16 protein-coding genes are annotated in these 21,593 nt (G+C 37.9%); 8 read left to right on the forward strand and 8 right to left on the reverse strand.

Annotated features, from left to right (window positions below):
* Nucleotides 1-150: 150 nt before the first annotated feature.
* From QM491_RS03355 to QM491_RS03370, 4 genes are all read right to left on the reverse strand, one after another.
* Nucleotides 151-762, reverse strand: coding sequence for a M949_RS01915 family surface polysaccharide biosynthesis protein (locus tag QM491_RS03355; protein ID WP_283325827.1), 612 nt, complete (start codon nt 760-762; stop codon nt 151-153).
* 102 nt (nt 763-864) lie between these two features.
* A complete protein-coding gene (locus tag QM491_RS03360) occupies nt 865-1,989 on the reverse strand; it encodes a DmpA family aminopeptidase (protein ID WP_283325828.1) in 1,125 nt (374 codons plus the stop codon).
* 32 nt (nt 1,990-2,021) lie between these two features.
* Nucleotides 2,022-2,192, reverse strand: a complete 171-nt coding sequence (locus tag QM491_RS03365; protein WP_283325829.1) for a hypothetical protein — start codon at nt 2,190-2,192, stop codon at nt 2,022-2,024.
* A 194-nt stretch (nt 2,193-2,386) separates the two neighbouring features.
* Entirely contained in the window at nt 2,387-3,880 is a 1,494-nt protein-coding gene (locus QM491_RS03370; RefSeq protein WP_283325830.1) for a glycine--tRNA ligase, read from the reverse strand.
* 154 nt (nt 3,881-4,034) lie between these two features.
* Here QM491_RS03370 and QM491_RS03375 point away from each other — a divergent pair, with 154 nt between their 5' ends.
* The 3 genes from QM491_RS03375 to QM491_RS03385 all read left to right on the forward strand — a co-directional run bounded on the left by QM491_RS03375 (nt 4,035) and on the right by QM491_RS03385 (nt 6,952).
* Nucleotides 4,035-4,739 (forward strand): hypothetical protein, encoded by a 705-nt coding sequence (locus QM491_RS03375; protein WP_283325831.1) that lies wholly within the window; start codon nt 4,035-4,037, stop codon nt 4,737-4,739.
* Nucleotides 4,740-5,096: 357 nt separating this feature from the next.
* Complete coding sequence (locus QM491_RS03380) at nt 5,097-6,089, forward strand: glycosyltransferase family 9 protein (RefSeq protein ID WP_283325832.1); 993 nt, start codon at nt 5,097-5,099, stop codon at nt 6,087-6,089.
* Nucleotides 6,083-6,952 (forward strand): carbon-nitrogen hydrolase, encoded by an 870-nt coding sequence (locus QM491_RS03385; protein WP_283325985.1) that lies wholly within the window; start codon nt 6,083-6,085, stop codon nt 6,950-6,952. Before QM491_RS03380 ends, QM491_RS03385 begins: the two co-directional genes overlap by 7 nt.
* Before the next feature lie 329 nt (nt 6,953-7,281).
* On the opposite strand, the gene fbp is transcribed toward QM491_RS03385, so the two are convergent.
* From fbp to aceB, 4 genes are all read right to left on the reverse strand, one after another.
* Complete coding sequence (gene fbp / locus QM491_RS03390; protein ID WP_283325833.1) at nt 7,282-8,325, reverse strand: class 1 fructose-bisphosphatase; 1,044 nt, start codon at nt 8,323-8,325, stop codon at nt 7,282-7,284.
* Between the two features lie 838 nt (nt 8,326-9,163).
* Nucleotides 9,164-10,741, reverse strand: a complete 1,578-nt coding sequence (pckA, locus tag QM491_RS03395) for a phosphoenolpyruvate carboxykinase (ATP) (protein WP_283325834.1) — start codon at nt 10,739-10,741, stop codon at nt 9,164-9,166.
* Nucleotides 10,742-11,121: 380 nt separating this feature from the next.
* Complete coding sequence (aceA, locus tag QM491_RS03400; RefSeq protein WP_166551253.1) at nt 11,122-12,411, reverse strand: isocitrate lyase; 1,290 nt, start codon at nt 12,409-12,411, stop codon at nt 11,122-11,124.
* 498 nt (nt 12,412-12,909) lie between these two features.
* Nucleotides 12,910-14,535, reverse strand: a complete 1,626-nt coding sequence (gene aceB, locus QM491_RS03405) for a malate synthase A (protein WP_283325835.1) — start codon at nt 14,533-14,535, stop codon at nt 12,910-12,912.
* A gap of 370 nt (nt 14,536-14,905) precedes the next feature.
* On the opposite strand from aceB, the gene QM491_RS03410 reads away from it, so the two are divergent.
* The 5 genes from QM491_RS03410 (at nt 14,906) to QM491_RS03430 (ending at nt 21,142) form a co-directional block, all read left to right on the forward strand.
* The gene (locus tag QM491_RS03410; RefSeq protein ID WP_283325836.1) at nt 14,906-16,396 is read left to right on the forward strand and encodes a helix-turn-helix domain-containing protein; all 1,491 of its coding nucleotides are present in this window, start codon (nt 14,906-14,908) and stop codon (nt 16,394-16,396) included.
* Nucleotides 16,397-16,886: 490 nt separating this feature from the next.
* The gene (locus QM491_RS03415; protein ID WP_166551250.1) at nt 16,887-17,306 is read left to right on the forward strand and encodes an IS1/IS1595 family N-terminal zinc-binding domain-containing protein; all 420 of its coding nucleotides are present in this window, start codon (nt 16,887-16,889) and stop codon (nt 17,304-17,306) included.
* Between the two features lie 294 nt (nt 17,307-17,600).
* On the forward strand, nt 17,601-19,076 hold the full coding sequence (locus QM491_RS03420; protein ID WP_283325837.1) for a hypothetical protein: 1,476 nt from the start codon (nt 17,601-17,603) through the stop codon (nt 19,074-19,076).
* Nucleotides 19,077-19,196: 120 nt separating this feature from the next.
* Nucleotides 19,197-20,759, forward strand: a complete 1,563-nt coding sequence (locus QM491_RS03425) for an MFS transporter (protein WP_283325838.1) — start codon at nt 19,197-19,199, stop codon at nt 20,757-20,759.
* Nucleotides 20,760-20,914: 155 nt separating this feature from the next.
* Nucleotides 20,915-21,142 (forward strand): DUF6814 family protein, encoded by a 228-nt coding sequence (locus QM491_RS03430; protein WP_283325839.1) that lies wholly within the window; start codon nt 20,915-20,917, stop codon nt 21,140-21,142.
* Nucleotides 21,143-21,593: the final 451 nt, after the last annotated feature.

Genomic DNA, 21,593 nt, shown 5'->3' on the forward strand with positions numbered 1-21,593 from the left:
AATTTCGAGAAGAGCGTCAGCAGCTAGCTAAAGTTAAGTAACAAGGAGGTTCCTTTATTGCTTACTGCCTTTGTTGGAGAAAAATCCAACAAAGGCAGTAAATATGCTAATCATCTGCAATCCGATATCCGAAATTGTCACTCACTATTTCTATTCAAAACTTTCTTCCACTTTGAATTTATTCCATTGTTTTTTAGCAAAATCTAAAAAGCCCTTTGGCGCTGTGGTAAAACTTTTGTCGACAGTAAACTTACCGCCCTCTTTCACCATTTTGACATAGGTTTCGCCACGGAGAATATATTTGTTTTTTTGTTCATAGACCAATAATTTCAATGCTGCTGGACTCACATCGCCACGGCAAGCTGTTTTGTACAAAAAAGACACTTCACCTTTTTGATTTGCATCAATGTCACAGACCTGTAGCGACTTAGGAATAAATGTAGCAGCAACATCTAATGGGCATTCGTCTACGCCATCTTTCAATTCCCAAACAAGTTGGTATTTATCTCCTTGCTTATTGTACTGATATGCGTGCACTTTGGCAGTTTGGGCATCTCCAGAGGGTGTATCTACCCCAGTAACCTGTTTTCTTTCAACACTTAGAAAAACAATATTTTCGCCCGTCTGATCTTGCCACTTGATAGCATCTGAGACCTTGCCTTTTACAGATACACCTGTAGGGACTTTTTTGTCAAAAGGAAGTGTTTTGACTTGTGCTTTGGCGCCAACTGCCAAGCAAAGAAGAAGGGTTAGTTTTTTCATGAGAAATTATTAAATGAAGGGAACAGGAACAGAGGCACATAGGGACAAAGTGATTATTCAATTTTAAACACTGGATTACTTTGTGCCTTTGCCACTGTTCACTCAATTGATTTTCTTATACTCTCTCAGCAACCCTATTGTTTTATCAATAGGTAACGCTTGAATAGTTCCGTTTTTACCTTTAAGGGTTTTGGCAGCAAAAAGTGAATTGAGAATAGCCTCCTCTGTGGCTTCAATGGTTGCTAAAAATAAAGGCGAAACTTCGTCATTTCGTAGTTCTTGTACGGTTTGTAGTTTTTCTTTAGAATCGTGAGCAACACGTAGACCTTCTGCATTGGATATAGCAATGACATAATCACCACTTCCATTGGAAGCAATACCACCCGTTTTGGCTAATCCCATCATGGCTCTTTTAGCGATTCGTTCGAGGTTTCTGGACGTAACTGGTGCATCAGTAATTACGACAATCATGCACGAGCCATCGGCAGGGTCATTGAGCTGGTTATTTAAGAAATATTGGTTCAACGCCACGCCTACGGGCACTCCATCGATTTGCAATACGCCTCCAAAATTGGTTTGTACAAGCACACCAACAGTATATCCTCCCGACGCTTTGGGCAATACTCTTGAGGCTGTGCCAATACCACCCTTAAAACCAAAACAAACTGTTCCTGTTCCAGCACCTACATTTCCTTCAGCCACCACACCATTTTTGGCATTCTCAATTGCCTTTAGTACATGTTGCTTTTTGACATGACGACCCACTATATCATTAAGATAACTATCGTTGGTTTCTCCAACAATTGCATTGACAGAACGTAGATTTTGGTTTTCTTTTTGGGATACTGAATAGTCAATGATGGCATCGGCTGCTGTGGCAATCGACAAGGTATTGGTCAATACGATAGGTGTTTCTATATTGCCTAATTCTTTTACCTGAGATATTCCCATGAGTTTTCCAAAGCCATTGCCTATGTATATTGCAGCTGGTACTTTACTTTGAAAAAGATTCCCTTCGGCAGGAATAATGGCTGTTACTCCTGTATTAATGGTATCTCCCTGCTGAATAGTGGTATGACCCACCTTCACACCCTTGACATCGGTAATGGCATTGAGCGTTCCTGTTTTCATGACACCGATTTTGACACCATAATCACGTAGTCTTTTTTGTGCCGATATATTCAATGCCATCGACACAAAAATCAAAAAGAAATAAGTTTGTTTCATTTGTGAAAAAGTGATTCGAACGCAACAGAGATTTAGGAATTAAAACCTTTTAACATTTTCACAAAATCATCTTCATACTTTTTCAAAGCTTTCAATAGCTCTTGTAATTCTTTGTGTTCGGGTGTGCCAGGTTTTGCACCATAAATTTCGTCTGCACGGTCTGAAGCTTTTTCGTATTCGCCTTCGTTGTTGATAGTAATCATGTTACAAATGTTTTATTGTTTGATAAAATAAAGTTACTGAGATTTTTTTGTGAGTTATATTTTACCTTGAAAAACTCTGGAAAAAAGGGGGTCGGTTTTAAAAACATAAACCAGAATTGTTTCCTAAGGTATTTCAGCAAAAACGCCTAGCAAGCGAACTTACTAGGCGTTTTTATATTTTGAAAAAGAATCTTTTACAATTGTTCAAAAACTCTCTCCATCGAAACAGCAAAGCCGATTTTTTCACGAAGGTCAGCAATCGCTACACGCTCCTGCTCCATACTGTCACGGTGACGAATCGTAACGGTATTATCTTCCATTGTTTGGTAATCCACAGCAATACAGAAAGGTGTTCCTACCAAGTCTTGACGAGTATAACGCTTACCAATTGCACCACCATCATCATACGTTACGTTAAACGAGCGCTTCAATGAATGATAAATATCTTGTGCTTTTTCTGCTAAACCATCTTTCTTCACCAAAGGCAACACGGCTGCCTTGATTGGCGCAACTGATGGGTGAAACTTCAAATATGTTCTTTCTTTAGCAGCTTCGCCTTCGCCTACTACCTCGTTAGTATAAGCATTACAAAGTACTGCTAAGAATAAACGGTCGGCTCCTACTGACGTTTCTACCACGTATGGAATATAGTTTCCGTAAGGTTTACCGTTTTCGTCCAAGTCTGCATCGAAGTATTGTTGTTTTTTCTTCGAAAGTCCTTGGTGCGATTTTAAGTCAAAATCTGTACGAGAGTGAATACCTTCCATTTCTTTGAAACCGAATGGGAATTCATACTCGATATCCACAGCGGCATTGGCATAGTGAGCCAATTTCTCGTGGTCGTGGTAACGTAATTTTTCTGCTGGTAAACCAATTGCTTTGTGGAATTTCAAGCGAGTTTCTTTCCAAGCATTGTACCATTGCATTTCGGTACCAGGGCGACAGAAAAATTGCATTTCCATTTGTTCAAATTCACGCATACGGAAAATGAAGTTACGAGCTACTATCTCGTTACGGAAAGCTTTACCAATTTGGGCAATACCAAATGGCACTTTCATACGACCTGATTTTTGTACGTTCAAGAAGTTTACAAAGATACCCTGAGCCGTTTCTGGACGAAGGTAAATCAATGAAGCATCTTCAGAAACTGCACCTACTTGAGTAGAAAACATCAAGTTGAACTGACGAACTTCGGTCCAGTTGCCTGTACCTGAAATAGGGCATTTAATTTCTTCATCCAAAATCAACTGACGTAAGCCCGACATATCGTCATCGGTCATGGCTTTTGCCATAGCTTCTAATAAAGCTTTACCTTTTTCTGGAGTACCTGCTTTTTCGTATTCTTCAGCGCGACCTTCCAACAATTGGTCGGCACGGTAGCGTTTTTTAGAATCTTTGTTATCAATCATTGGGTCATTGAAAGAATCAACGTGCCCAGAAGCTTTCCAAGTGAGAGGGTGCATAAAGATGGAAGCATCAATACCAACTACGTTGTCGTTCAACATAGTCATTGCCTTCCACCACAAAGCTTTAAGGTTGTTTTTTAACTCAACACCATTTTGACCGTAGTCATATACGGCTTGTAGACCGTCATAAATCTCAGAAGAAGGAAACACAAAGCCATATTCTTTGGCATGTGAAATAATGTCTTTTAATGCAGATGCCGTATCTTGTTTCTGTTCAGCCATTGTTTTTTCGGTTTCAAAAATCAATCATCGACGTCCAACCTCAGCCTTATAAATTGAGAGGTTTACGTTCGGTCTGTAAAGTTATCCCTTTTCTTGCTGACTTTTGTAATAATTCATTAACTTGCTTCCGCTGAACCCTAAATTTTTTCTCAAAATGACCTTTCGTTATTTCAAAATCTTCGTTTTTCTACTAGGATTAACGCCCAACCTTTTTGCTCAAACCAACCCTTTTGCTGGACAGTGGATTAATGAAAAGTACTACAATGCACTCATGAAAACCAAATCACCCATGAAAGCATTTGCTAATTACTTTCAAAGTAATATTGTGTTTACAAAACAACTTAAAGGCGGGCAGTTGCTGGGCTGGAACTTTCATGAAGGCGAAGAAACAGTCTTAAAACCTGTAGGCAACGGTTATGAATTATGGCGTACTGAGCCAAAAGAAAAAATTGGCGCAATAACTGTAATTGAACAAGACAAAAAAATTAAAGTTGGAAAAGAGTCATTTGTAAAAATCAAATCGACCGACCCTATGATATGCCTCGAAGAAGTGTTATTTGAAGGTAATTATCAGCTCAATGGCAAACCTGTAAAGTTTAATGCTAATGGCACTGTAACAGGACTACCTAATATCAAATACTTTTTCCCGAAATGTGATTTTATTGAAAAAATCCTACCATTCGACCTCATTGTTCTCAACAAAGTAAAAGATACTATGACTGGTCAGTCTTATATATATGAGTTTAAAGACGACTCTTTGATTATCTACAACATAGATTGCCAAGAGGTAGATTCAGAGAGCAAAGATTGTCTGAAAGGTAAAAAAGGTCAAGAAAAGTACATCCTCAAAAGGATTTAAACTAACCAGATGTTAGTACTTTTCGCCCATTTACAAAACGAAAAAGACCTGTTACAAACCATTATTTGCAAGCTTGATTGTTCTTTCTGAATATTTGTAAGCATGTAGTCTCCAACGTTTAATAGACTTTCGACAGAGATTCTCATCAAATAACAATTAGTGGTTAGGTAATCTTATTAATAGGCTTCTCCCGATAGAGAAGCCTATTATTGTTTTTGGAGGAAAATATTAAAGTAGTAATCACTTCATGTGAGCTAGAGTCTTTAGCTACATATTAAGACTATTCCTCAAAAGCACCTGCAAAGTGATTCTGAAAAGTATTTTGTGTATCTTTGCGAAAAATTAACGCTGGCCACAATGCCTCAAACAAAATTCCTTATTCTTCGCTTTTCATCTATTGGAGATATTGTGTTGACAACTCCCGTAATTCGCTGTATCAAACAACAATATCCTGATGCTCAAGTACATTTTGCGACAAAAAAAAGCTATCAGTCTTTACTGAACAACAATCCGTACGTGGATAAAACCCACCTATTGGAAAGCTCATTATCGACTTTTGTGGATGAACTAAAAGCAGAACAATTTGATTATGTCATCGACCTTCATAATAATTTACGAACACGGATTATTAAGTTTAGGTTGGGGGTCAAATCCTTTAGTTTTGATAAACTCAATTTCAGGAAATGGGTTTTGGTCAAGTTTAAGAAAAATCTCATGCCCAATATTCATATCGTAGACCGCTATTTGGCTACTACCGCAACGCTGGGTATTAAGAATGATAACAAAGGCTTAGACTATTTTATCCCTGAAAAAGACCAATTACCTACTGACTGGCTTCCAGAAGAATATCGCAAGGGGTTTGTGGTTTATGCCATTGGCGGACAGCATGCAACCAAAAAGCTTCCAGTTACAAAGATCATTGAAGTATGCCAAGAGGTATCGCATCCAATTATTCTGATTGGTGGACCAGAAGATAAAACAGAGGCAGAACAGGTTGTGGAAGCACTGAAAGGAAAGTTTATTCTGAATACTTGTGGCAATTGTAATCTCAATCAGTCAGCCTCGTTGATTCAGCAATCGCTTTGGGTAATTAGCCACGATACAGGCATGATGCACGTAGCGGCTGCCTTAAAAAAGAAAGTCGTTTCGATTTGGGGAAATACCGTTCCTGAATTTGGAATGTATCCTTATCAAACGCCATTTATAGCTATAGAGAATAAGGAAATCGAGTGCAGACCATGTTCCAAAATTGGTTTTGAAAAATGTCCGCTTGGGCATTTTAAATGTGTAAACGATTTAGAATTTAGTGATTTAGAGAAAAAAATATTTAAAACAAATTATACATCATGAAAAAGGTAAATATTGGTTTAGTGCAAATGTCTTGCTCAGAAAATGTGGCAGATAATATGCAAAAAGCCATTTCGGGTATTCGTGAGGCAGCCGCCAAAGGAGCTCAAATCGTTTGTCTTCAAGAATTATTTACTTCATTATATTTCTGCGATGTTGAAGACCACGAAAACTTCAAATTAGCAGAGGCTATTCCAGGTCCATCGACAGATACCTTATCGGCTGTTGCCAAAGAATTGGGCGTAGTAATTATCGCTTCATTATTTGAAAAAAGAGCCGCTGGATTATATCACAACACCACTGCAGTTTTGGATGCTGACGGAACGTATTTAGGAAAATATCGTAAAATGCACATTCCAGACGACCCAGGGTATTATGAGAAATTCTATTTTACACCAGGCGACTTAGGATACAAAGTATTTGATACCAAATTTGCAAAAATTGGTATCTTAATTTGCTGGGATCAGTGGTATCCTGAAGCATCTCGTATTACGGCTTTGATGGGTGCCGAAGTGTTGTTCTATCCAACTGCTATTGGTTGGGATACCAACGAAACGGATCCGAATACCAACCGTGAGCAATACAATGCTTGGCAGACGATTCAGCGTTCGCATGCAGTAGCCAATGGCGTACACGTGGTATCAGTCAACCGTGTAGGTCGCGAAGCTGACCAGCAGTTTTGGGGTGGCAGTTTTGTGGCAAATCCGTTTGGTTCATTGCTATATCTTGGCTCACACGAAAACGAAGAAGTTCATGTTCAAGAAATAGATTTAGCTAAAACAGAATACTACAGAAGCACATGGCCTTATTTGCGTGACCGTCGTATTGATAGCTATGACCCTATTTTGAAGAGATATATTGACTAGAAAGCTTTCGGCTGTCAGCTATGGGCACTCGGTAGAATACTTCTATAGTTTCATAAAAAGCATATTCAAATTTTTAGCCTATTGCCTAGAACTTAAAGCGGGTAAAATTAAATTGCATTATTAAGCATTAGGCTGTAAGCCGTAGGCATTAGGCAAAAAGCTCGTATTATTTCACGAAAAGTATTTTTTAACTTTTAGCCTACTGCATAAAGCCTAGAGCTTAAAGCAGTGAAACTATTTTAATTTTGCCTTAGTACTTACAAAAAAAGACCGTTCGGGTGTGGAACGGTCTTTTTTATATCATATTTTTCAGAAAATTATCATAGATTTTATACAATCGTCTCGTTGAGCTGACGACTTACAGACTCGTGGTAGGCAGCCAAACGACTGTCGAGGTCATCGACCAATTCGGAAGAGCCTACATAAATCGCAGAACGCTGGTGTATCTGCGTAGGTTCAACATCCAAAATTGGGCAAATACCATTGGTAGCCTTCCCTCCTGCTTGTTCGGTAATCATGGCTAGTGGATAGCATTCATACAACAAACGAAGTTTACCATCTTGGGCTTTACGCGTAGGTGGATACAAATAAATCCCTCCTTTGAGCAAGTTACGATGAAAATCACCTACTAATGAGCCGATATAACGAGCCATTGCACCAGAAGTTTTGCGCATATCCCCAATAAAAGATTTGATTGGTTCAGCAAACTCATCATAATAAGCGTCATTGATAGAGTAGATTTTTCCCGTTGTAGGCATTTCCATATCTGCATGAGAAAAGAAATACTCACCAAGCGAATTTTCGTAGGTAAAACAATTAACTCCTTTGCCAGTAGTATAAACCATCACAGTCGACGAACCATATAAGATATAGCCCGCAGCCACTTGTTTACGACCACCTTGCATGAAGTCTTCGAGGGTAGCTGGAGTACCAATTGGACTTACACGTCGGTAAATGGAAAAAATCGTTCCAATCGAAACGTTAACGTCGATATTTGACGAACCATCGAGAGGATCCATTGCTACCACGTACTTGGCGTTGTTGTTACCTGTTTGGATAATGTCGTCCTCCTCTTCAGAAAGAATACCACATACCTCACCACCATTTACTAATGCTCTTTTGAAACGAATGTTGGCAATTACGTCTAGTTTTTGTTGGCTCTCACCTTGTACATTTTCTCGACCTAAAGCTCCTGTGATATCCGTCAAACCAGCTCGGTTGATTTCACGGCCAATAATTTTGGATGCAAGCGCAATATCACGCAATAATTGAGAAAGCTCTCCTTTGGCAAAAGCAAAAGCTTCTTGTTGACGCATAATAAAGCGGTCGAGGGTAGTACCAACGGGTAGTGCAAGGGTTGATTCTGCTGTCATATTCTTCACTTGGTTTTAAGAGTAACACGTGATTTTTAAGTACAGTGGTTATGGTCGCTTTTATCAAACTTTTCACTGCGCCAACAGAATCAATCATAAGGTATATGAGCCAAGAGACATGAACTTATAAGTCTACCAATAGAAACATCAAGAATAAGAGTCTAGCTCTTATCTTGAATATATCCAATAATTGACTTTCTAACTCTATATTACTCTTTGTGCATCACATAAAAATTATACTTAAAAAAAACAAAATCTTCAGCAAGTACTTTTACCAGTTTTACTACTTTAGATTTCTTTTTTAAAAGCACCATATTATTTATGATTCCATCGAGCAAACAGTTTTACGCTAGACGAAGCTCACCAAATACCCATAAGATATATTAGATTGTTTTGGTAGCTATTCGACTATTGACTTATGACAAATAAACCATGATTTGAAAGTGACTTACCAGCTAATCATTGCTCCAAATCATGTAGTTTATGTGTCAACAACCAATAACCGAACAAGTTATTAAATGCAAACCTATTGAACAGAAATCATATAACTTTCCTATTCCGTCCTGCTTGGGGTAATATTTTTTTATTGATTCTCTATTTTTTCAGAAAATCAACATCCAAACTTCCCCAAAACCAACACGAGATTAGGATTGTCCGATAGGCTAACACTTATTAAAAGTACAGCATAAAAGAAATCTAATCTCGTGGGTAGGCATTATCCTAAAATATTGCAATGAATAGGTACTATAATACTAAATCTTACAGAATTGCATTGCACTTTACCATGAAAATCTAGCTTTTACCTATATTAAAAAAATCCTAATTTATTGAACTATGACTAACCAACATATTTTTTGTAATTCTCTTCAAACAAGCCTTCCAAATATTTAGCCTTTTCGGTGTAGGCCTCTGGACTTTCCCAAGTATTGATTGGGTTCAGAATTTCGGTAGGTACATTTGGGCATTCCGTTGGCATTTCAATGCCAAAAATCGGATGTTTTTCGAAAACAGTTACAGCAAATTTTCCTTCCAACGCAGCATGAATCATGGCACGAGTGTATTTCAACTTCATGCGTGAGCCAATACCATAAGGTCCTCCAGTCCAGCCAGTGTTAATCAACCACACATTTACTTCGCCATTATTAATCTTTTTACCTAACAAATCAGCATATTTTAAAGGATGTAAAGGTAAAAATGCCGCTCCAAAACACGCCGAAAACGTGGCTTGTGGTTCTTTTACTCCCATTTCGGTACCTGCTAGTTTAGATGTGTAACCCGATACAAAATAGAACATTGCTTGCTCTTTGTTCAACTTCGCAATTGGAGGCAATACCCCAAAAGCATCTGCTGTCAAGAAAAAGATATTTTTAGGCGAACTTCCTATCGATGGCTCTGCAACGTTAGGAATATAATTAATAGGATAAGCTGTACGAGTATTTTCGGTTACACTCTGATTGGTATAATCTACGGTTGTTGTTCCCTCTACAAATCGAGTATTTTCGAGAATAGCACCATAACGAATAGCGCCAAATATTTCTGGCTCTTGCTCAGCACTTAAATTGATTACTTTGGCATAACATCCTCCTTCAAAATTGAATACATCCTCGTCTGACCAACCGTGTTCGTCATCACCAATGAGCTTACGATCAGGGTCGGCAGAGAGTGTTGTTTTGCCTGTTCCTGATAAACCGAAAAATAATGCTGTATCACCCTCAGCACCTATATTAGCCGAACAGTGCATCGACAATACTTGTTTTTCTTGTGGTAAAATATAGTTCAGAACAGTGAAAATGCCTTTTTTCATTTCACCTGCATAGCCAGTACCACCAATCAAAATAATCTTACGGGTAAAATCAATAATAGTAAAATTGCCTTGACGGGTACCATCCACAGCAGGGTCAGCTTCAAATTCTGGAACATTCAAAATTACCCATTCTGGTTCGAATGTATCGAGCTCCTCTTCTTCTGGACGAAGAAATAGATGATTACAAAACAAGTTATGCCATGCCAAAGTATTTATCACCAATATATTCAAACGATGCGTTGGCGACGCACACGCATACGCATAACGAGCATACAATTTTTTGTTTGCCACAAATGCAATCATTTTTTGATACAAAGCCTCAAACTTATCTGAATCAAAAGTTTGATTGATATCACCCCACCAAACAGTATTAGCGGTTTTGTCATCATATACACAAAACTTATCTTTGGGCGAGCGACCTGTAAAGTTCCCAGTATCACACATAAAAGCCCCTGTATCAGTCAATACGCCTTCTTGATTCTTTAATGCTTCTTGAATCAAAGTCGATACACGCAAATTAAGGTGGATATCACCATGTAATTTGAATACTGGATGATTAACGATTGGTTTGGCAGTTTTACTAAGGTCTACCGCTAGCATATCATGTTTCATAACGATTGTATTGATTTGAATGAATGGCTGTTTTTTAGGCAACCGTTTTATTTGGTGAATATGTTTTTGATGTTAGCAAGAAAATAGGCTATAACTTGGGCTGAAAATTGGCAAACAGCCAATTGGGCAAAGTAGTCTTTTTACTTTCCCTTTTCCTTAATGAAACTATCATGATTATTGCACTTTTGCACTGATGAATATTGGTCAAAATACTGATTTTGAGAAGAAAAGCCTGCCTGACACACGAGACAGACTTTATCCAAACCAAACTATTCACCTAAACATTTAGTGAGTGTGTGAATGGTGATTGAGTGATTGTATTTTTCTGTAAAGGCGCAAATAATTATACCTCCACTCAATCACTCATTCACTAAATATTTCTAATGAAACTGCTCCTCTTCTGTTGAGCCTTTCAAGGCGCCAGTAGATGCCAAGCCTCCTGTAACAGTATTTTGAATTGCGTCAAAATAGCCTGTTCCTACAAATGCTTGGTGTTTTACTGCCTTGAAGCCTTTAGATTGTAAAGCAAATTCACGTTGTTGCAATTCTGAGAAACCAGCCATACCACGTTGTACATACGCACTTGATAACTCGAACATAGCGGTATTTAAAGCATGGAAACCTGCCAAAGTGATAAACTGGAATTTATAGCCCATATCAGCTAATTCTTCACGGAATGTTTCCATCTTTTTCTCATCCATAAATTTCGCCCAGTTGAACGATGGTGAGCAGTTGTAAGCCAACATTTTGCCTGGATATTTGGCATGAATACCTTGTGCAAACTCACGAGCCATTCCTAAATCTGGATTACCTGTTTCCATCCAAATCAAGTCTGAATATGGCGCATAGCTTAAGCCACGGTCGATACCTTGTTCAAGCCCATTTTTCACATAGAAGAAACCTTCCGAAGTTCTTCCTTTATCGGCCTGGATAAATTTCAAATCTCTTTCATCTACATCAGCCGTAATCAAATTGGCTGCCTCTGCATCGGTACGAGCAATTACTAAGGTTGGTACGCCCATTACATCTGCTGCCAAACGTGCCGCAACTAATTTATTGATAGCCTCTTGTGTTGGCACTAATACTTTTCCTCCTAAGTGACCGCATTTTTTAGCAGAAGATAACTGGTCTTCGAAGTGTACGCCAGATGCTCCTGCTTCAATCATCCATTTCATCAACTCGAAGGCATTCAAATTACCGCCAAAACCTGCTTCTGCATCGGCTACAATAGGTACCATCCAATGTACATCGCCATCACCATTTACATTCTGGATTTGGTCGGCACGTAACAAAGCGTTATTGATTCTTCTCACCACCGCAGGAACACTATCGGCAGGGTACAAACTTTGGTCAGGGTACATATTGCCCGACAAGTTCGCATCCGCAGCTACTTGCCAACCAGACAAATAGATAGCTTTCATACCTGCTTGTACTTCTTGTACGGCTTGGTTACCTGTCAATGCTCCCAATCCAGCTACCCAATGATCATTTTTCAACAAGTTCCAAAGGCGCTCTGCACCCATACGTGCAATACTGTAATCAAGTTTGTATGAACCCGCCAAACGAGCCACTTCTTCAGCACTATAAGGCCTTTCGATTCCTTCCCAACGAGGGTTTGTAGTCCAATCAGTTACCAACTGTTGGATTCTTTCTTCTTGTGAAATTTTCATGATTTCAATTAGTTTTTTGTTTTGTTATAAGAAAAGCATACGCATAGCAGAACCAGACTATTGATGAGTTGTGAATGATGAGTGATGAGTGTGAATTATTAGAAGTAAATTTTGAATCAAAATTACAAACAACTGATTAACAAACCATTAATCTCAAAACTCAGCATTCAAAACTCATACCTCATCAAAGTACTATCGTTCTAGAAGTATAGCTAAATAAGCTCATTGGGGTGTCTCAAGGCCAACACCCCTCTGAACAGTTATTGGTTATTAATATGCTTTAGGCTGTAAGCCATAGGCAGAAAAGCTTCAATTATTTTATGAGAAATATCTTTAAATGCATTATAAACAGTTTTAAACTGTTAAAAAAGTGAGTCCAAGACTAAGTCTTGAACTAGAGAAGCTAATTTTGCCAAATAATCAAAATATCGACTCTACACTATTCGATAAATCATTGGCAATGAAAATTTTACCCTCACAACTCATCACTCAAAACTCCTAACTCTGAAGCGCTTCCTCCTGACTAAGAAGTACTTCATAGGCATCGGTTGTTAGGAAATAGTCGAATCCTTCTTGCGTTACGAGTTTATCAAACAATTGAATAGCTTCTACAAATTTGCCAGCATCGTATTTTTCAATTCCTACTAAATGCTTGATTCTCTGTATTTCATCGCTAAGTAAGTACTTATAGTAGTCAGTATCTATCAATTGTCCTTGGTCGGTTTTGGCACCATGATGAAGCCATTGCCATATCTGAGCTCTGGAGATTTCGGCTGTAGCGGCATCCTCCATGAGGTTATGAATTGCAGCCGCACCCACTCCTCTCAACCAAGATTCAATGTACAGAATACCTACTTGGATATTCATTCTGATACCTGCTTCGGTAATGGCTGTATTAGGTATGGTAAAATTAATAAGCTCTGCACCAGTAATGGCTTCATTTTCAAGCATTACCTGTTTTTGATTAGGATTTTCTCCCAAAGCTTTATTAAATGGTACTAATGCCACCGCTACCAAATCGGGGTGAGCTACCCAAGTACCGTCAAAACCAGTACTCGATTCGAGTTCCTTATCGGCGTTTACACGCTCAAAAGCCATTTTATTGATAGCTTCGTCCTTACGGTTAGGTATAAACGCAGACATCCCTCCTATGGCATGAGCCTTGCGCTTGTGACAAGTTTGCACTAATAATTTTGCATAAGCACGCATAAATGGTACAGCCATAGTTACCTGCGCTCGATCGGGAAGAATACGCTCTGAAAATTGATGGAATTTTTTGATACAACTAAAAATATAATCCCAACGACCCGCATTGAGCGCTGCAATATGATTTCGGAGTTCATACAGAATCTCGTCCATCTCAAAAGCAGCCATAATCGTTTCAATCAGTACTGTCACTTTGATTGTGCCTTGCGGAACTTCTAAGGTATCTTGTGCCGCTATAAATATATCATTCCATAGACGAGCTTCAAGATGGCTTTCCATTTTGGGTAAATAGAAATACGGACCGCTTCCACGTTTGATCAATTCCCAGGCATTATGAAAAAAATACAAACCAAAGTCAAAAATCGAAGCTGAAGCTGGCTCTCCATCGATTAGCACGTGTTTTTCTTCCATGTGCCAACCACGAGGACGCACTTTCAAAACCGCTACGTTGGGATTTAGCGCATAAAATTTACCATTATCGGCCGTAAAATCTATTTGTTTACGAATAGCATCACGCAAATTAATTTGCCCTTCAATCACATTATTCCAAGAAGGTGTATTGGCATCCTCAAAATCAGCCATGAAGACTTTTGCTCCAGAATTGAGCGCATTGATTACCATACGGCGATCTACGGGTCCCGTGATTTCGACACGACGGTCTTGTAAGTCTTGCGGAATTGGGGCAACACTCCATTCAGCCTGACGAATCTCGGCAGTTTCTGGCAAAAAATCTGGCAAAATACCTTGATTGATTTGTTCTTGACGTAGAACACGACTATTGAGCAAAGTCAAACGCTGGCGATTGAACATCCTTTGCAAATCACGCACAAAGGTCAATGCCTCTTTGGTCAGAATGGTCTCAAACTGCGGTGATACTTCTCCCAATATCTCCACTCCTTGAATTGAATGCTGATTCATGTCTTACTGGTGGTTTTGTTTTGTTATTTTCACAGCTACAAACGTTGGATTGTCTTTTCAATTAGGTAAAATAACAATACTCCGCTTTAGGCTTATCTTTTGGTTTTTTCTGGGTCTTAATGTTCAACTATCTGATGCGTTGGTTTTGCTTATTCAAGCCACATCTATCACATAAAGACAATATTTATTTTTTGTGAAAATTCGCTAAAGCTTTTATTTATATCTGATAAAAAAGAAATAACTTATTGCTGAACTTCGAAACAAAGTTAAAAATGCGAAATTTAAAAAACAAGCGAAATTTCGCTAAATTTTAATATTTCGTTATTTTCTTTAAAATTTTATATGTAATTTTGAAAAAACAATAAACGATATGAGTGCAAATAGTGATAAAGTAAAAATAATCTTTGGCTTGAAAATCAGGCAGTTACGACTAGACAAAAAGCTCTCTTTGAGTGAAGTTGCAGAAAAATCTGGGTTATCTATCTCCTACTTGAACGAGATAGAAAAAGGGAAAAAATATCCGAAAACCGAAAAAATCATGGCTTTATCTGACGCTTTAGATATAGATTATGATTCGTTGGTATCCCTAAAATTGAGCAAACAGCTTGAACCAATCGCCGAGTTACTTAATTCGAATATCTTAACAGAACTCCCTTTAGAGATTTTTGGAGTCGAACCAGCCGACTTTATCGAACTAATGTCTGAGGCTCCTGCAAAAATTTCAGCCTTTATTAGTACGATTATCGAAATCAGCCGCAACTATGATATGCGTGTCGAGCAGTTTTACTTTTCAGTATTACGCTCGTATCAGGAAATGTACGATAATTATTTTCCTGATATTGAAGAATCGGCACAGCAGTTTCGTAAACTTTTCGAAATCTCAGAAATCACCTCTCCTAACGATACTTTGTTATCTGATATTCTTCAAAATTTTTATGGATACCAAATCGAAGAATTCACACGTGAAAGTCATCCTGATCTGATAACAATACGTTCGGTGTATAATCCAAAAACATCGAAATTGTTGGTTAATGGTGATTTAAGTCCCGAACAAAGAGCTTTTACTTTTGGTCGTGAATTAGGATACCAGTTTTTACAGCTAAAAAACCGACCATATATCTCATCAGTAATAGAAGTAAACTCTTTTGAACAAGTACTAAACAATTTCAAAGCATCCTACTTTGCAGGTGCAGTACTTATCAATAAAAATGTGTTGGTAGACCGTTTAACATATTTCTTTGCTAGTCCCAAATGGAATGGAGATATGATGTTGAGTATCATGAGATTGTTTAATGCAACGCCAGAGATGTTCTATCATCGCTTATCGAATTTGATGACAAGTCATTTCAAAATCAACAATCTTTTCTTTTTGCGTTTTAATAATGAAGTAGACCATAAGCTGTTTTACTTGACCAAAGAAATGCACTTGGCTAAACTACATACACCTCATGGAACGGCACTCAATGAGCACTATTGTCGTCGCTGGGTTTCATTGACTATCTTAAAGGATTTGGAAAAAATCCAAAAAGAAGAAGGCTACGATTCTGAAAAGGTACTGTGTAAGGCTCAAGTGTCAGAATATATCGATACCAATAATCATTATTTTGTGATGTCCTTAGCCAAACCTTCGCCACCCAACAAAAAAATGAATAGTAGTGTAACGCTTGGCTTTGCGATTGATGATAATCTTAGAAGCATGGCGCAATTTCTTAACGACCCAGCTTTGCCAAGACGAAAAGTCAACGAAACTTGTGAAAGATGTGGTGCTGTAGATTGTACCGAACGTATGAAACCACCTTTGGTGCTTGACAAAAAACATTCGCTAGAACGACTCAAACAAGCGATTGCTTCGTTGGAGTAAAGTGTTTATAGCTAAATTTCACATTCACAACTCACAATTCTACATTACTACCTAACGAGAAATAACTGAGTTATTTGTAGGTAAAGTGACCATAAACAATTTTTTTTTGTCAAAAAACATGAAATTATAGACCCTTTTGTCTTTGTCTTGTACAACTTACAGATTCAACAAGTCGCAGACAATGAGAATTTTGAGAATTGATTTGAGCTGTTAAGAGATTTTTTTTATTTCGACCTATCATAAAATGACAAAAATTTTATTTCTACCGAAAAAACATTTAGGTCAAATTATTCTTCGTTTTGTACAACGTTTCATGCTCGACTTTGGACAAAACAAATAATATTTCGATTATTATCCATTTTTAGAATAATATTTTGAATAAAACCTTTATTTCGGATTTTTTCAGTAGAAAAAATAAGTATCCAAAAACTTTTATATTGTTGCTCAAATGATATATATTTGCTAACCGTAATATATCACAAAAAAATCTATGAAAAACCCAAATTGCCCAAAGTGTGACTCATCTCTAGTCACCAAAAGCGGAGTTATCAAGGATAAGCAGCGCTTCAAGTGTAAATCTTGTAATTACAACTTTACCGTTGAGAAGCTAGGCAAAGGTATCTCCCAATACTATGTAATCAAGGCGCTTCAGCTATATATTGAGGGGGTTACCTACCGCGAAATTGAGCGATTATTGGGCGTATCACACGTTTCTGTGATGAATTGGGTAAAGAAATATCAAATAAAAGTACCAAAAGGAAACGAATACCACCCCACTTATAAAATACTGAATCACAAAGAATTAGCTGAATTTTATGCTAATAGAGAAAACCTCAAAGGAGCAGGTATGATTGTAACCGAATTAGGTGACAAGTTTATGCTTATCAAATGGGAAAGACTAAAACATTAAATAAAAATGATGGGTTTTTCAACGTTGATTTATTACTAAAAAAGCCACCTAGCCACCAATTTTATCATTTTTCGAAGAATAAAATAGCTTAAAAACTATACAAAAATTGCAAAACTATACCACTGCTATTGCTGGTATAGTTTTTTTTATGAGGTTTGTATCATAAACCAGTGCAAAAAAAGCACAGAATATTACAACAAAACAAAACCATAGAGCTGTTTTTAGTTCTTTTTGAAAATACCCTCATAAGGCAATTTTATAACAAAACAAGACCACAAAAACCATTCTTCGATTATGAAAAGATTTTTATTGTCGGTGCTAGGCACGGCTATTTGTACGTCTAGCATTGTTGCTCAAAGTAGCACAACCTCTAGTTCAACAACTGCGTCAACGCCAGCAAAAACAGAGGCTCCTGCTGAGCAAAAAGTGACAGTGTACGGATTTGTGAGAAATGACATTTATTATAATACAAGAAGAAATTTAGATTTAAGAGATGGCGTATTGGATGTGTATCCATCGGATGCTACCAACCTCCCAACTCGCTCAGGAACAACACTAACTCCTAATGGTAGCGACGATGGAAACGCTATCCCACAACTTGGTTACTCGGCCATTGTTACAAGATTAGGAGTAAAATTCGGTGGCATAAGCGCTTTTGGAGCCAAAGCAAGTGGAGTATTAGAAACTGACTTCTTTGGTATCACCAACGGAACGGCAGGAACATCGGGAGGAGGAACAGAAAACCTACTTCGCCTTCGTCACGCTTATGTAGCGTTGGATTGGAACAAAACACAATTATTGGTTGGGCAATATTGGAATCCAAATTTTATTCCAAAGTGCTTTCCTGGAACAGCCAACTTTAACACAGGTATTCCGTTCAATCCGTTCTCGTTTATACCACAAGTTCGCTTGACACACAAACTTTCGAACATTGTTTCATTTACAGGAATGTTGTTTGGCTACGACTTACAAGGATTTAGTCCAGCAGGTGCGTTTGGTTCAGGAACTGGTGTTGATGCTTACAAGTTTGCTACTACTCCATCATTTGCAGCGCAACTAGGTGTAGAAAACAAAAAGTTTTTGGCAAGCATCGGTCTAGAAGGAAATACAATTAGACCAAGAATTACTGATACACAAAACCCTAGTACAGGTGCTTGGGGAGGCACAGGCGCTCCGAATATTTCTAAGAATATTTCGACAAACCTATTTACCCTCAATTTGTTGGCTTATGCCAAATATACTTCCAATAATTTGACGGCGAAGTTTCATACAACGTACGGTCAAAGCTATACTCAGTATGTTGGTTTAGGTGGTTTGGCTGAATATCGTAATGCCACCACTGGTGAGTGGAAATACGCAGCGCAAAATCAATGGAACCTTTGGGGTGAGCTGATTTCAACTAAATCAAAGAAAGTACAACCTGCTGTATTTGTGGGATATATGAAAAACCTAGGTTTGTCAGATGCTATTAACAAATCTGATATTCAAAGTGGTAGCTTAGCATTCTTAGGAAGAGGTATCAGTGCTACAAGAACTTTTGACAGCATGTTTAGATTAGCACCAAGAGTTGATTTTTATTCAGGCAAAATGAAGTTTGCACTTGAATACGAAATCACATCTATGAACTGGGCAGATGTAGACGGCACTGTACCAGATGCAGTAGGAACATTACCAAGTAGCATCTCATTCAAGCCTGCAAGTGGTGATTTAGCTCGTTCGTTTACAGCAACAAACCATCGTTTACAAGCAGTAGTAGTATATAATTTCTAAAATCACTTTTACAAAAAATTGTAAAGCAAAGCCAGAGGGGCTGAGCGCGTAGAACTAAGCCCCTCAAACTTCCACTTTACCCTAAATCAAAGTATTAACCCCGTTTAACCATTAGCAACTATGTCAGAAAAGAAATCTACCGCAGGACTAGCATCCATCATTGGAGCTTCATCGGTTGGAACCCTCATCGAATGGTATGACTTTTATATCTTCGGAAGCTTAGCTACTATTATCTCAACACAATTTTTTCCAAAAGACAACCCAACAGCAGCATTTTTATCGACACTTGCCACTTTTGCTGCTGGCTTTGTAGTTCGTCCTTTTGGTGCGCTTTTCTTCGGTCGTCTTGGTGACTTGATTGGCCGTAAATATACCTTCATGGTAACACTCGTACTAATGGGTGGAGCTACTTTTGCCATTGGTTGTGTACCTGGCTACGAAACGATTGGTTTCTTTGCACCTTTATTGGTACTTGTACTTCGTTTGTTACAAGGTTTGGCACTTGGTGGTGAGTATGGTGGTGCTGCCACGTATGTAGCAGAACATGCACCTGCCAACGAAAAAGGATTTTGGACATCTTGGATTCAAATTACAGCAACAGCAGGTTTGTTTATCTCATTGGCAGTAATTTTGATTACTCAGTCTTCATTAGGTAAAGAAAAATTCGAAGATTGGGGATGGAGAGTTCCGTTTTGGGTATCAATCATCATGGTATATGTATCGGTTTTGATTCGTAAAAATATGCACGAGTCTCCTTTATTTGCGAAAGCAAAAGCAGAAGGTAAGACTTCAGCCAACCCATTGAAAGAGTCGTTTGGTAATAAATACAATTTCAAATATGTTTTGCTTGCATTATTTGGTGCTACGATGGGTCAAGGGGTGATTTGGTACACTGGTCAGTTCTACGCGCAGACCTTCTTGTTGAAAATTTGTAATATCGATTTCCAACAAGCCAACACCCTTTTGATTATCGCTTTGATGATGGGTACTCCATTCTTTGTATTTTTTGGATGGTTATCTGACAAAATTGGCCGTAAAGGAATTATGTTGACAGGTATGTTATTAGGTGTACTTTGCTACCGTCCTATTTACGAGAAAATTTACCAAACAGCCAACATCAAGAACAAAGAAGAAATATCAGCTAAAACTACTGAAGAAGTTAAACGTGCTTTGGTAGAAGGTACATCAGATTCTTTGATTACAACGACTGTGACAAAAGAATACACAGACGGTACAAAATATAAAGAAGTGAAAAAAGTAACGGTATTGGCAGACGCATCAAAAGAAGCTCCAAAACCTGATGTTGTTAAAACTGTAAAATTGAACGAAGGCGACAAGTGGACAATGATTTGGATGGTATTTGTACAGTTATTGTTTGTAACTATGGCTTATGGTCCAATTGCAGCGTTCTTGGTAGAAATGTTCCCTGTAAAAATCCGCTACACGTCTATGTCATTACCATACCACATTGGTAACGGTGTATTCGGAGGTTTGATGCCAGCGATTGCTACTTACTTAGTATCAAAAGCAAAAGATGCTAACGAAGCAGCAGAAAAAGCAGGTCAGACTGTAGTAAATGCTCAACCTTACTTAGAAGGCTTGAAATACCCAATGTTGATTGCAGGTATCTGTTTTGTAATCGGCTTGTTGTATATCAAAGAGAAAAAAGGAGGAGTAGAGTAATGGCTGTAGGCTATTAGCTCTAGGCTTTAGGCAAAAATGACTCTTTGGTATTAATGCTGAATTGCGAATTGTGAGTTTTGAAATTTACATTCACAATTCAGCACTCATACTTAACTAATAACTTCTATTGAATACATTCTAAATTTTTATACAAAATGGACGGAATTAAAAAAATTTTAGGTATCGTATGGATAGTCCTCGGTATCGCAGCCGCATGGTTTGGCATCACAGTCTTAGGCCTTCCTAAATTAGGTTCAGGTAAACAAGATGATTTGGTATTTGGTATCATCATTATGTTTATTTTGACACCAATTATCACAGGAGGTTTGTTGATTTTCGGAAAATACGCTCTTCAAGGAGAATTTAGCGAAGAAAACGCATAATTCACAACAAATCTTTTAGGCTTTCACAAAAATGTATTGGTGTAAAGCGTTTAGATTTTAAACGACTTTACACCATTAACAAAACATAAAATAGTTTTTAGGGATAGATGAGTTGAGTAATGTATGTCAATGAAGTCATTTTTGGCTCTTGACATACATTCTTAGTTTATGGGGATACTACTTTCCAAAAACTCTACCAACTTAGCTAAGTAATTGTCTATTTTTTATTGATTAAGTCTCATTTCTTATTATTTTGCTTGACACAATAACTAATTATGTATATATACTCAATATAGCCCTATAAAAGCTATTTGACAACTCAGTTTTCCTCAATAAAACGGTATTTTGGGGGAATTTGAATCATCAAATCTCTAGTTGAAGTATATTTCTGGTAAATTGGTAATGATGCAAATAAATTAAATAGACAAATGAAGCAATAAAATATAGGTCA

Source organism: Flectobacillus longus, assembly GCF_030056705.1.
Classification (GTDB): Bacteria; Bacteroidota; Bacteroidia; order Cytophagales; family Spirosomataceae; genus Flectobacillus; species Flectobacillus longus.

What these genes read in the sequence shown, in the direction of transcription:
- QM491_RS03410 (WP_283325836.1), top strand. Translation starts at nt 14,906, where the DNA reads ATGAGTGCAAATAGTGATAAAGTAAAAATAATCTTTGGCTTGAAAATC.
- QM491_RS03375 (WP_283325831.1), top strand. Translation starts at nt 4,035, where the DNA reads ATGACCTTTCGTTATTTCAAAATCTTCGTTTTTCTACTAGGATTAACG.
- pckA (WP_283325834.1), bottom strand. Translation starts at nt 10,741, where the DNA reads ATGAAACATGATATGCTAGCGGTAGACCTTAGTAAAACTGCCAAACCA.
- QM491_RS03415 (WP_166551250.1), top strand. Translation starts at nt 16,887, where the DNA reads ATGAAAAACCCAAATTGCCCAAAGTGTGACTCATCTCTAGTCACCAAA.
- fbp (WP_283325833.1), bottom strand. Translation starts at nt 8,325, where the DNA reads ATGACAGCAGAATCAACCCTTGCACTACCCGTTGGTACTACCCTCGAC.
- QM491_RS03420 (WP_283325837.1), top strand. Translation starts at nt 17,601, where the DNA reads ATGAAAAGATTTTTATTGTCGGTGCTAGGCACGGCTATTTGTACGTCT.
- QM491_RS03425 (WP_283325838.1), top strand. Translation starts at nt 19,197, where the DNA reads ATGTCAGAAAAGAAATCTACCGCAGGACTAGCATCCATCATTGGAGCT.
- QM491_RS03360 (WP_283325828.1), bottom strand. Translation starts at nt 1,989, where the DNA reads ATGAAACAAACTTATTTCTTTTTGATTTTTGTGTCGATGGCATTGAAT.
- QM491_RS03430 (WP_283325839.1), top strand. Translation starts at nt 20,915, where the DNA reads ATGGACGGAATTAAAAAAATTTTAGGTATCGTATGGATAGTCCTCGGT.
- aceB (WP_283325835.1), bottom strand. Translation starts at nt 14,535, where the DNA reads ATGAATCAGCATTCAATTCAAGGAGTGGAGATATTGGGAGAAGTATCA.
- aceA (WP_166551253.1), bottom strand. Translation starts at nt 12,411, where the DNA reads ATGAAAATTTCACAAGAAGAAAGAATCCAACAGTTGGTAACTGATTGG.
- QM491_RS03370 (WP_283325830.1), bottom strand. Translation starts at nt 3,880, where the DNA reads ATGGCTGAACAGAAACAAGATACGGCATCTGCATTAAAAGACATTATT.
- QM491_RS03365 (WP_283325829.1), bottom strand. Translation starts at nt 2,192, where the DNA reads ATGATTACTATCAACAACGAAGGCGAATACGAAAAAGCTTCAGACCGT.
- QM491_RS03355 (WP_283325827.1), bottom strand. Translation starts at nt 762, where the DNA reads ATGAAAAAACTAACCCTTCTTCTTTGCTTGGCAGTTGGCGCCAAAGCA.
- QM491_RS03380 (WP_283325832.1), top strand. Translation starts at nt 5,097, where the DNA reads ATGCCTCAAACAAAATTCCTTATTCTTCGCTTTTCATCTATTGGAGAT.